The organism is Streptomyces sp. UF-297 (genome assembly GCF_058245575.1).
The window spans coordinates 1-11,956 of record NZ_JBSIBZ010000076.1; the positions used below are offsets into that span (position 1 = coordinate 1).

Annotated in this window: 8 protein-coding genes; 1 reads left to right on the forward strand and 7 read right to left on the reverse strand. The window is 73.0% G+C overall.

All coding sequences use genetic code 11. The features are described 5' to 3' along the window. Positions 1 to 57 precede the first annotated feature (57 nt). From AC4IJH_RS32675 to AC4IJH_RS32705, 7 genes are read right to left on the reverse strand one after another with little or no spacing between them, the layout of a single operon-like run. The gene (locus tag AC4IJH_RS32675; protein ID WP_490855547.1) at positions 58 to 1,158 is read right to left on the reverse strand and encodes a methyltransferase; all 1,101 of its coding nucleotides are present in this window, start codon (positions 1,156 to 1,158) and stop codon (positions 58 to 60) included. A 33-nt stretch (positions 1,159 to 1,191) separates the two neighbouring features. Beyond that, positions 1,192 to 2,835: a serine hydrolase domain-containing protein gene (locus AC4IJH_RS32680; RefSeq protein ID WP_490855548.1), complete on the reverse strand. Its 1,644-nt coding sequence runs from the start codon at positions 2,833 to 2,835 to the stop codon at positions 1,192 to 1,194. Further along, positions 2,832 to 3,689, reverse strand: a complete 858-nt coding sequence (locus tag AC4IJH_RS32685; protein WP_490855549.1) for a class I SAM-dependent methyltransferase — start codon at positions 3,687 to 3,689, stop codon at positions 2,832 to 2,834. The genes AC4IJH_RS32680 and AC4IJH_RS32685 overlap by 4 nt, the downstream gene beginning before the upstream one ends. Next, entirely contained in the window at positions 3,686 to 4,792 is a 1,107-nt protein-coding gene (locus AC4IJH_RS32690) for a Gfo/Idh/MocA family protein (protein ID WP_490855550.1), read from the reverse strand. Before AC4IJH_RS32690 ends, AC4IJH_RS32685 begins: the two co-directional genes overlap by 4 nt. 7 nt (positions 4,793 to 4,799) lie before the next feature. Next, entirely contained in the window at positions 4,800 to 6,107 is a 1,308-nt protein-coding gene (locus AC4IJH_RS32695) for a B12-binding domain-containing radical SAM protein (RefSeq protein ID WP_490855551.1), read from the reverse strand. Between the two features lie 31 nt (positions 6,108 to 6,138). Continuing rightward, on the reverse strand, positions 6,139 to 7,254 hold the full coding sequence (locus AC4IJH_RS32700; protein ID WP_490855552.1) for a Gfo/Idh/MocA family oxidoreductase: 1,116 nt from the start codon (positions 7,252 to 7,254) through the stop codon (positions 6,139 to 6,141). Continuing rightward, positions 7,244 to 8,833, reverse strand: coding sequence for a Rossmann-fold NAD(P)-binding domain-containing protein (locus tag AC4IJH_RS32705; RefSeq protein WP_490855553.1), 1,590 nt, complete (start codon positions 8,831 to 8,833; stop codon positions 7,244 to 7,246). The genes AC4IJH_RS32700 and AC4IJH_RS32705 overlap by 11 nt, the downstream gene beginning before the upstream one ends. Before the next feature lie 335 nt (positions 8,834 to 9,168). Here AC4IJH_RS32705 and AC4IJH_RS32710 point away from each other — a divergent pair, with 335 nt between their 5' ends. Beyond that, positions 9,169 to 11,916, forward strand: a complete 2,748-nt coding sequence (locus AC4IJH_RS32710; protein WP_490855554.1) for a helix-turn-helix transcriptional regulator — start codon at positions 9,169 to 9,171, stop codon at positions 11,914 to 11,916. The last annotated feature ends 40 nt before the right edge of the window (positions 11,917 to 11,956 follow it).

Sequence of the window (11,956 nt, forward strand, 5' to 3'; positions counted from 1 at the left end):
CCCCCCCCGCCCCCCCCCCCCCCCCCCCCCCCCCCCCCCCCCCCCCCGCCGGGGCGGCTACTTGGTGCCGACGACCATGTGCTCGGGCCCGTCCAGCGGGGCGACGACGCTGTCGCGGAAGCCGGCCTCGCGCATCCAGGCCTGGCACTCGGCGCCGGTGTAGCCCAGTCCGCCCGCGGAGACCATCGAGACATTGAGGCTGATCAGCAGGCCGGTCGTGCGCTCGCGCCGGTCGTCGTCGATCAGCGACTCGTAGACGAGCAGCCGGCCGCCGTCCGGCAGCGCCTCGTACGCCTTGCGGATGAGCATCTTCTTGGTGTCCAGGTCCCAGTCGTGCAGGACGTGTCCCATCACGATCACATCGGCGGTGGGCAGCGGGTCGTGGAAGAAGTCGCCGCCGGCGAAGCGAGCCCGGTCGGCGATGCCCACTTCCTTGGTGTGGGTCTCGAAGCCGGTGCCGACCACGGGGAGGTCGAAGCCGATGCCCTCCAGGTGCGGGTGGCGGGTGAGGACCTGGGCCAGCAGGGAGCCTTCGGCGCAGCCGACGTCGGCCACCGTCCGGGCCGTGGACCAGTCGAAGCGCTCGCCGATGGCCTGGTTGGCGCCCATGCTGTAGCCGGTCATGGCCCGCAGGAAGCCGCTGACCTGGTCCGGCGCCGCGAAGGCCTCGCCGAAGGTGTCGCTGCCCGGGTCGGCGCCGACCAGCTTCGGGTCGCCGGCCGCGCTCTGGTCCTCGCCGACGGAGGCGGCCAGCGCCGCGGAGAAGTCGAGCCGGCCGCCGCTGCGCAGAGCCTGGGTCAGGCCCGTCCAGCAGCCGAAGCCGGCGTTGAGGAAGGCGAGGTATCCGGAGATGTCGGTGGCGGGCTTGGCGGGGTCGAGATAGCGGGCGGCGAGCGGGGAGTTGCGGTACGTGCCGGCCTCGCGCTCCAGCAGGCCCATGGACAGCAGGGCGTCCAGGAAGTCGGCGGCGCCGCGGCCGGCTATGCCCAGCCTCTCGCACAGTTCAGCGCCGGTGGCGGGCCGTTCGGCCAGCGCCGGGAACACCCCGATCTCCACCGCGCTCAGCAGCACTTTGGACTTCCAGAAGGCCACGGCGACATCGATGATGGCGTGCGGCGAGCCGTCCTCGGCCGTGGCAGTGTGCTGCGGGTCGGTCATCTGTGGTTCTCCGTTCCTGGTCATCACGGGTGATCACACGAGTTGAAGGTCTTCGTAGACGGCGTCGCCGATCGCCATCGTGCGCGCCTGGTGTTCGTCCTGCCAGGCCTTGCCGTTGAGGTGGAGGGCAACCACCAGCCCGACGTCGGGGTCGGCGAAGGCCACCGAGGTCCACAGCCCGTAGTGGCCGAAGGTACGCAGCGAGGCGTGCCGGCTGTAGGCGGTGCAGGCCTCGCCGAGGTAGTGGGACTCCATGCGGAAGCCGAGCCCCCAGTCGGCGTTGCCGAACGGGTCGGTCAGGCCCACCCGCAGGTGCGCGGTGAGCGCCATGACGGTCTGCGGGCGCAGGATCCGTCCGCCGCTGCCCTGGCCGCCGGCCGCCAGCGCCTCGAAGAAGCGGCCCAGGTCGGACATCGGGCCGCGCAGGTTCAGGCCCGGGATGGGGCGGGTGCAGGCGGCTTCGGTGGCGTACCAGTGGGTGGGCTGGGCGGGCAGGCCGCCGCCGGTGATGTGGATCAGGGGAAGTTCGGCGGCCAGTCTGCGGTACTCCTGGGGGTCGAACACCACGCGGGTGTCGCTCATCTTGCAGGGGGCCAGCACCTCTTCGGTGAGGTACTGCTCGTAACTGCGGCCGTCCACGGCCCTGACGACCTCGGAGAGCAGGAACCAGCCCCACCACGGCGAGTAGTTGATCCGCGCTCCGGGCGCGGTATCGGTGGGGACCTTCATCCGCGCCAGCAGTTCGCGGCGCAGGTCCATCGGTGCGGTCATGGTGCCGTGCAGCGGGTCCAGGCCGAGCGGGACGGTCGTGGTGTGGGTGAGGATCTGGTAGAGGGTGACGCTCTCCCGTCCCTCGCCGGCGAACCACGGGAGGTAGTCGGCGACCGGCCGCAGGGGATCGAGCAGGCCGCGCTCCCACAGCTGCCCGATGGCCACCGCGCCCACTGTTTTGGAGCAGCAGTACCAGATCGGCAGGGAGTCCCGGGTGAAGGCGACTCCCGGGCGGGCCTCGCCCACGGCCACGGAGATCTCGGTGCCGGTGGCGGCGTGCGAGACATAGAGCTGGGCGCCGGGGGTGGTGCGTCCCAGCTCGCGCTGCAGGGCGGCCATGGTGCGCGGCAGCGTGTCGGCGGCGGTGCGCACCGCCTCGGCCTGTGCGCCGTATCCCGCGGCGGCTTCCCGTACGGAGGCGGGCGCGGCGGCGGGCGGCCACGGCGCGGCCGTCGGGGACGGCACACCGGCGGTCAGGGCGCGCAGTTGGGCCATGACGCCGGTCGGGTCCTGCTGGAGGAGGCGGTCCAGGAAGAAGAGGTACAGGAAGATGCCCTCCAGGTGCACCCCGCCGCTCTCGAAGAGCCGCACCCGCTGCTCGGCGTCCCCGAAGAGCAGGACGGCGGCATCCGTGAGGCCGAGGGCGAGGGTGAGCAGGGGCCGCTCGCCCCACTCCCCCGCGCGAAAGCTCAGGCGCCCGGTGTCCGTGTCGACGAGGACCAGGACCTCCCGGGCCACCTCGCGGGGCGCGTCGGTGATCCTCAGGCCCATCCGCAGCGCCGTGGACTCCTCCGGTGCGCTCGCGGCCGTCACTTCCTGTGCGCTGCGCAGCCAGTCGGCGCAGAAGAGGGTGAGCCCGGCGGGCGGGGCCGTACGGCCCGCCCGCGCGGTGGTGGCCTCGTTCATCGCTCTGTCCTGGCGACGGTGAAACGCACCATGTTCGTGCTGGTCAGGCTGCCGTCGGGGGCGCGCAGCCGGGCGAGTTCGGCGTTGACCGCCGCGGTGGCCGCGTCCATCGACTCCGCGGGCACGCTCTCCCAGAAGGTACGGCCCGCCGTCGACCACACCCACCGCCACCACTGCTGAGCGCCCTGGAAGCGGGTCACGCAGGGGACCACCGCCGTCTCCACCGAGGCGAAACCCGCCTCCTCCAGCATGGTGTGCAGCGCCGGGATGGAGGTGAACGGGCTGTCCTGGGGCAGCCGGTGGGAGGAGGCGCCGCCGAAGGGGGCGCTGGCGGCGAAGACCGGGGCCCACCGCTCGTCCTGGCGGCCCCACCAGGACAGGGCGAACCGGCCGCCGTGGCCGAGCAGTTCGCGGTAGCGGGCGGCCGCCTGGCGGGGGTTGGGGAAGAAGAACATCGAGATCCCGGCGAGCACGGCGTCGTAGGAGCCGTTCGCGGCCACGCCCTGCCAGTCGGCCTTCTCCGCGTCGCAGACCAGGGCGCGGGCGTTGGTCAGGCCTTCCTGCGCGATGGCCGCGCGGGCCCTGTCGACCATGCCGTGGGACAGGTCGATGCCGGTCACCGCGCCGCCGGGGCCGACCGCGTGCGCCGCGGGCACCAGTACGGCGCCGGTGCCGCACCCCACGTCCAGGACGCGCTCGCCCGCCACCAGCCCGGCGTGCTGGACCAGTTGGCGGCCCAGGTCGTTGAAGTGGGAGACGCCGACGTTCTCGTACGTCGGGGCGCTGCGGTCGAAGAGTCCGGCCAGGTGCTCCTTGAGTTGACTGTCCGGCGTGTGCTGCGCGGTCTCGGTCACGAGGTGCTCCCCTTCACATGCGGTGCGGTGCCGCCGAGCCGGACGGGCGTGCCGGTGCGGCTGGATTCGTAGACGGCGCCGACCACGTCCAGCGCCTGCCGTCCGGCCTCGCCGTCCACCAGCGGGGCGCGGCCGGTGCGTACGGCCTCGCAGAAGTCCACGAGCTGGTCGTGGTGGGGCTGGTAGAGCAGGCCGATCCGGTCGCGCACCGGCTCCTGCTCGGTGCGCGGCCGCCAGGCGTCGGCCTGGTTGCCGTCCCCGAACGCTCCGTAGGCGGCGGCCCGTTCGCCCTCCTGCGCGGCGTGCAGGTAGGCCAGTTCGTCATTGTCGATGACCACCGAGCCGCGGTCGCCGTTGACCGCGAGGCGGGCGGTGCGCCCCGGGTAGGCGGCGGTGGTCGCCAGCAGGACGCCCAGGGCGCCGTCGGAGAAGCGCAGGCTCGCGGTGGCCACGTCCTCGACCTCGATGCTCCGGTGGGCCAGCAGCGCGGTGTGCGCGGCGACCTCCACGACGGGCCCGGCCAGCGCCTGGGCCAGGTCGACGGCGTGCACGGCCTGGTTCATCAGGGCGCCGCCGCCGTCCAGGTCGCGGGTGCCGCGCCAGGACCCGGAGGCGTAGTAGGACTGCTCCCGCCACCAGGGCACCTCGATGAGCACCGAGGTGATCCGGCCCAGCTTGCCGTCCGCGATGGCGGACCGGGCGACCTGGGCGGCGGGGTCGAAGCGGTGCTGGGAGATGACCCCGAGGCGCAGTCCGGTCGCTTCCGCGGTGGCGATGAGCCGGCGGGCGGCCCGTGGGGAGACGTCGATGGGCTTTTCGACCAGGACGTGCTTGCCGGCCCGCAGGGCGGCGATGCCCAGTTCGGCGTGGGTGCCGCTGGGGGTGCAGACGAGGACGGCGTCGATGTCCGTGCGGGCGAGCAGGTCCGCGACTCCGTGGGCGTCGCAGCCCAGGTCGGCGGCGAGTTCCTTGGCGCGGGTGGTGTCCCGTGCGGCGACGGCGGCCAGTCGGGCGCGTCCTGCCAGTGGCTGGTCGGTGCGGGTCAGCAGCCGGCCCATGAATCCGCCGATGGACCCGCAGCCGATGATGGCGAAGTTCAGCACGCTCGCCTCAGCTCGCCACGGGGACAATGGCGTTGCCCAGGTAGTTGGGGAGTTCGGTCAGCCGCTGCTGCTGGAGGTCGAGGTCGGTGGGGTAGGTGCGGCGGTAGTGGGCGGTGACGTCCTGGACCTCGCGCCAGGTGGTGGGCATGGTCCCGCCGTTGTGCCGGGCGGCGAGCTGCTCGTACAGGGTGGTGCCGGGGCGCAGATAGAGCTGGTTGATGCCGAACCACGCGGGCAGCGAGGCCGCCCAGTCCACCAGCCGCCCGGAGATGCAGGCCTGGTCCTCGGGAAGTCCCAGCAGGATGAAGGCGAACGGGGTGATGCCGGCGTCGCGCAGCTTGAGGACGGCCTGGGCGATCTGCTCCTCGCTGACGCGCTTGTGGACGCCGGTGTCGGCGATGGCGGGCGACTCGGCGCCCAGCCACATGCCCTGGCAGCCGGCCCTGGCCCATTCGGTGACGTCGTTCTTCAGGACGACCTCGGCGCGGGTCTGGCCGACCCAGCCCAGTCCGCGGCCTTCCAGGCGGCCGCACAGGTCCCGGTAGAAGGACTTGTTGATGCCGAAGACGTAGTCGAGGAAGAAGACGAAGTCCAGGCCCGCGGCCTGCTGTGCGTCGATCTCCTTGACCACGCGGTCCAGCGGCTGGTTGCGCATGCGGGTGCCGAAGGGCAGATGGCAGAAAGTGCAGCCGTACGTGCACCCGCGGGCGGCCAGCACCATGCCGCAGGGGCCGGGCAGCGGCAGTCCGCCGGAGATGACCTCGGCGGTGTAGCTCGCGGTGGGCACCAGGTCGTAGGCGGGGAAGGCGAATTCTTCCAGCGGGATGTTGGGGTAGGGCCGCGGCTTGGTGTCGGGGCTGGTCAGCAGGTTGGCCGGGGCGGGGTCGCCGAGGACGGCGCTGTCCTGGCCGGCCAGCAGGCTGCGGACGGCGCCGACAGTGGCCGAGTCCGTCTCGCCCAGCGCGACGTGGTCGGCGCCCACTTCGGCCCGGGTGGACTCGGGCAGGTGGGTGCCGTGGGCCCCCACCACGACCGTACGGGCGGTGGGGTACAGGGCCTTGGCGCGGTCCAGGGCGGCGCGGACGGGGTCCAGCTCCAGCGGGTAGCACTGGGCTCGGTCGGCGATGGCGGAGTAGACGATCAGCAGGTCGTAGCCGTCGGGTCCGGCCGGGCGCTCCTGGAGGCGCTGGTCCCACACGCTGACGGTGTGGCCCTCCGCGCGCAACTGCCCTGCGGCCGTGACCGCGTCCAGGGGCAGCTGGATGAAGTACTGGTCGAACTTGTTGCTCGGGATGACAAGGCAGATCCGGCTCATGGGCGCTTCACTCTCACAGTCGGGAGGGCTCTCACAGGCGGGTGGGGAGGGCGGCGGGGACGGCGGCGGCGGAGGCGCCGGTGCGGCCCAGCGCGGCCAGCGCCGTGATGCGGTCGATGGGCCGCAGGTCCAGCTCGGGCCGCTCCCGGTGGGCCAGCAGCGCGGCCACCGCGTGACGCAGCGCGTTCTCCATCGGGGAGTCGTTGATCAGCCACTCGCGGCGGCCGTCGGGCCGGTCCATGGTCAGCCGGTGCATGTTGCGCGGCAGCGGTGTGCCGTTGGGCAGGCTGACGGGGTCCAGCTCCAGGGTGAGGCGGACCGCTCCGGCCTCGACGCGGGCCACCCGCTGGCGGCTGTCGGCGGCCCGGCCCGGCCGTCTGGCCCAGCGCGGGGCCGGGGCGCCCGGGGCGGCGTCGGGGCCGACGATGGTCGAGTACAGCTCGACCTCCGTGGGCGCCGTCGCCGAGGGGTCCGCCGCCGCCAGCCGTACGGTGTCGTGCGCTGCGGTGCTCAGCAGCTGCGGGTCCGGGCTGATGCGCAGCCTGTCGTGGGCGGGGTCGCCGAGCAGGTAGCGGTGGTAAGCCTCGGCGGGGAGCAGGGCGCCGAGCAGGGCGAGCATGTGCAGCCACTCGTAGCCGAATACGCCGTAGTCGCGGTCGACGAAGCGCCCCTGCTCGATGTCCTCGCGGCGGTCCTTGGAGAAGGCGATACGGATGGCGTCCACCGGCGTGCGGGGCGCGAACTCCTTCTTGACCGCCTTGAGCACGGCGGGACCCTGGGCGTGCGCGTACTGGTTCATCACCACCAGGCGGGCGTGCGGGTACTTCTCCAGCAGGGCGGTGAGTTCGGGGCCCTCCCAGGAGCGGCACACCGGCTTCTCCACCAGGATGCGGGCCTCGGGGTCGCGGGCCAGGAGGGCGGCCACGGTCTCCACATGGGTCGCGGTCGGTGTGCACACCGACCACACGTCCACCCGCCGGTCGGCGGGCACGTCCTGGATGCGGGCGGCGACGGGGACGGTCGTGGTCAGCGCGTGCGCGGTGGGGTCGACGACGGACACGGCGATGCCCAGGCCGTCCAGCAGCCGGTGGTGCAGCCGGCCCGCCACGCCGTATCCGACGACGCACACCTGCGGCCTACCAGGCATGGGTCTCCTCACCGGTGACGGGGCGGGACAATTCGCGGGTGCCGATGGGGGCCGAGTCGCCGCACAGGTACTGGGTGTAGTACGCGGTGAACAGATCGGCCTCGTCGATGAGTTGGTCCACGGCCTGCAGGTGGATGCCGGGCGGGAACTCCTTGAGGTCGCGGCAGAGCTTCAGGGCGGCGAGCAGGGTGCCGGCCCGGTAGGCGTCGTAGCCGCGGTTGGCGATGCCCTCGTACTCGAACAGGTTCAGCGAGCGGCCGTCGCCCAGGAGCGTGGCGGTGGTGTGGTGCGGGAGGGCGTAGCGCACCCCCACGTGCGGGACGGGGGTCGCGGTGGCGCCCGGGTAGCCCTCGCTGAGCACGCTGAAGTCCTTGGTCGCGAAGCCCGCGAGCAGGACGCCGTCGGGCAGCAGCGGGACGTCCTCGGCCGTGATGGCCGTACCGCCGCTGCTGCCCACGATGAGGAAGGGGGCGCGGTGGGCGAGGGCCTCGGCGGTGGTGCGGTAGGTCTCGAAGCCGTCCTCGGCCGCGGTGATCAGGGCGAGGATGTCGGTGTCGACGATGGTGACCCGGCAGCCCAGGGCCCGCAGGGTGTGGGCCGCCCTGGCCCCGAGCGTGCCGTAGCCCAGCAGCAGCACATGCCGGCCGATGAACTTCTCGCCCGGGACGATGGCGCGCAGCCTGCGGATGCAGGAGTCGGCGATCTCGTTGTATCCCAGCCGGCTCTTCAGTTGAGATCTGGCCATGTTCAGTACGGGGACGGACAGTTCGCCGGGGGCGGCGGCGATGCGCTTGAGGCCGCTGACGGTCAGCTCGATGGCGGCGTCCACCCGCTCGGCGCGGGTGCCGTCGGCGCCGTAGCCCTGGGCGAGCAGTCCGCCGTCGTCGATCACCAGCACCTTGCGGCCCGCGGCGTGGGCGCGGGAGATGAAGTCGGCGACGCTCTCGTCGACGGCCAGGGCGTGGGCGCGCTGGGCCGTGTCGGCCGTGCCGTTGATCACCGAGTTGTCCAGGATGTCGCTGGCGTAGCCGCGGTGCAGGAACCAGGCGTGCACCCGGTCGCGGTGCGCGGTGCGGTCGCCCTTGGACAGCGCGTAGATCCACCGGGGGTCCAGTCCGGCCCGCTCCATGGCGAGCAGGAATCCGACGCTGTTTTCGACGTAGTGGTCGCGGAAGATCAACGCCCATTCGGCGAGCGCCGGTTCGTGGGTGGCGTACCGGTCCACCAGGGGCATGCCCGCGACGATGGACGCGGCTTCGGCGGGGGTGTAGCAGCGGGCCCGGTTCCCGGTCTCCTGGACCAGGGCGGCGAAGAGCTCCCGGGCGCGGGCGGAGGGGGTGCCCGAGGCGGTGAGCAGGATCTGCCGGGCGCCGGGGCCCGACAGGACGGGGTCCAGGGTGGCGGGGGCCGCGTCGGGCAGTGGCCGACTGTGGATGTCCAGCCGGGCGCCGTCGATACGGACCGTAGAGTGGTCGGGGCCGTACACGGCCTCGGGGGCGGCGTGCTGCCCGCCGTACGCGTCCACAACGGCGCGTACGGCGGCCTGGAGTTCGCCGGAGTCCAGCCGACCCTCCAGCACCTCGTACAGATTCAGGGGCTGGGGTTCGCCCGTCTCCTCCCCGTGGAAAGGCTGACGCGAATCAACTTCAGATACCGGCATATACCCACCCATGTCAGGTGTGAATTCCTCGTGAGAACAGTCCCGTTGCAGTCGCGCCGACGCTCGGTCTCCCACCGGCGGGCCGACTGTGGCTGCCAGCCTCCGTCAGTGATCGACCCGAAGGCATCTGTCAGTTGACGAGCCTTGCCAGTCGCAAGGAAGCATCAAAACGGTCAGCTTCGGGCGGATAAAACCGGTGACATCAGTCAATGCATCCGTCAGACGACACGATCACCTACGAAAGGACGCCTGGGATGCTGGTCGGACGGGAGTGTGAGCAGAGCGCCTTGGCACGCATCACGGCAGCGGTACGGCAGGGGCGCAGCGATTCGGTGGTGCTGCGCGGGCCCGCAGGCATCGGCAAGAGCACGTTGCTACGGCAAACCGCACGCGAAGCGGAACCGGACATACGGGTGCTCTCGGCGGTCGGTGTGGAGAGCGAGGCCGAGCTCCCCTTCGCCGCCCTGCACCAGCTGCTGCGGCCACTGCTGTCCTCCTTGCCCCAATTACCGGAGCCACAGGCCGCCGCGCTGCGCTCGGCGTTCGGCATGGACACCGCGCCCGCCGACCGGTTCCTCGTCGCCCTGGCCGCGCTCACCCTTTTGTCCGAGGCGTCCAGAGATGCCCCGCTCCTGCTTCTGGTGGACGACGCCCAGTGGCTGGACTCCCCCTCCACCGACGCCCTCTTGTTCGTCGCACGGCGGCTCGGCGCGGAGGGCGTGGCGGTGATCTTCGCCGTACGCGACGGAGCGCAGCCCTTCCCCGCTCCGGGCATCCCCGACCTGCGGGTCGGGCCGCTGGAGCCGGGCGCCGCCCAGTCACTGCTCACCCAGCGGCTGCCCGACGCGGCGCCCGCCACCCGCGAGCGGCTGCTGCGCGAGGCGGGCGGCAACCCCCTCGCGCTGGTCGAGCTCTCCGGCGCGCTGAGCCCCGAGCAGATCGGCGGCGCCGCCGCGCTGCCCGAGGAACTGCCGCTCACCGAACGGCTCCAGCGGCTCTTCAGGCACCGGGCGGTCGGGCTGCTGGCCGAGCCCGGCAACGCGCTGCTGCTGGCCGCCGCCGAGAACGACGGCGACCTGACGGTGATCCTGCGGGCCGCCGAGGACCCCGAGCGGGCCATGGACGAGCTGTCCGCCGCGTCCGCGGCGGAGCTGATCCTGCTGGACCAGCACCGGGTGCGCTTCCGGCACCCGCTGGTGCGCTCGGCCGTCTACCAGGGGGCGCTGCACAGCGAGCGGCGGGCCGCCCATATCGCGCTGGCCCAGGTGCTGGGCGAGCGCGACGACCGCCGCGTATGGCATCTGGCCGCCGCCGCGATGGGCCCCGACGACCGGGTCGCGCACCTGCTGGCCGAGATGGCGGACCGCACCCGGCGCACCGGCGGCGTGGCCACCGCCACCAAGGCGCTGCGCCGGGCCGCCGCGCTCTCCACCACCCCCCGGCGCCAGGCGCGGCTGCTGATCGACGCGGCGGAGTGCGCGTGGAAGTCCGCCGAGGCGGGGCAGGCCGAGGCGCTGCTCAAACAGGCCGAGCCGCTGGCCGACGTCCCCGCGCTGCGGGCCCGGCTGGTCCTGATGCGCAGCACGATCGTGCACGCCTCCAGCGACCCCGCCATCGCCTGCGCCACGCTGCTGGAGGCGGCCCGGCTGGTCCAGGAGGCCGATCCGCAGCTGGCGTGCGAGTCGCTGGTGATGGCGGGCCGTTCGGCGTGGGTGGCCAACGACCCGGCGCGCCTGGCGCACATCGCCGACCTGCTGGAAAAGCTGCCGACCGCCCGCACCGCCCAGACCGAGCAGTTCACCGCGCACTTTCGCTACTTGGGCGCGCTGGCGGACGGCGCCGACGGCGGCCGGGAGGACCCGGCCGACAGCGCGGCGCGCATACCGGGGACCTGGCTGACCCCCAACGACCCCAAGCCATGGGTGTGGCCGCCGACCTTCCTGCCCCATCTGCTGGGCGCCACCGAGCCGCTGCGCGACTCCCTGCAGTGCGCGGTCGACACGCTGCGCGGCGGCGGCGCGATCGGCTCGCTGCCGATGTCCCTCGCCCCGCTGGTGGCGCTCCAACTGGTCACCGGGCCCTGGCCGGTGGCGACCGCCAACGGCACCGAGGCCCTCGCCATCGCGCTGGAGACCGGACAGCTCGGCGCCGCCTCCCATCTGCGCGCCATGCTCGCCTGGCTGGCGGCCGCGCGGGGTGACGGCAACCATTGCCGTGAGCTGGCCAGGGCGTCGCTGGAGATCTCGGTGCCGCGCCGGATCGCCTCCGCGGTGGCGCTGGGGCACTGGGCGCTGGGGCTGAACGCGCTCGCCGCCCGCCAGCCCTACCAGGCGGCCCAGTTGCTGGGCGAGATCTGCGAGCAGGGAGGGTCGGCGGGGCACTTCATGCTGCGCCGGCTGGCCGTCCCCGACTTCGTCGAGGCCTGCGTACGGGCGGGCGAGCCCGAGCGCGCCCGCAAGGTCCTGGCCCAGTACGACGACCGCCTGGACACCGCCGTCGGCGGCGATCCGCATCTGCGCTCCACCTGGCGCCGCTGCCAGGCGCTGCTGGCCAGCGGCGACGAGGCCGAGCAGCTCTTCCTCGGCGCCCTGGAGGACTCCGGCCTCTCGTCGTTCGAGACGGGACGGTGCCATCTGCTGTACGGGGAGTGGCTGCGCCGCAACCGGCGGATCAAGCTGGCCCGCGAGCAGCTGCACCAGGCCTCGGACCAGCTCAACCGGATCGGCGCGGCGCCGTGGGCGGAGCTGGCCCGCGCCGAGCTGCGCGCCGCCGGCGACCGGGCCGCCCGCCCCGAGACGGCACCGGCACAGACCGAGGAGGACATGCGTCTGACGGCCCGGGAGCTGCAGGTCATCCGGCTCGCGGCGCAGGGTCTGAGCAACGGCGAGATCGCCGTCCGCCTCTTCCTGAGCCCCCGTACCGTCGGCTATCACCTCTACAAGGTCTTCCCCAAGCTCGGCGTCACCTCCCGCACCCAACTGCACGGCAAGTCCTTCGGCTGAGCCCGGCCCCGTATCTCTGTGAACCACCCGAGGAAGCCCA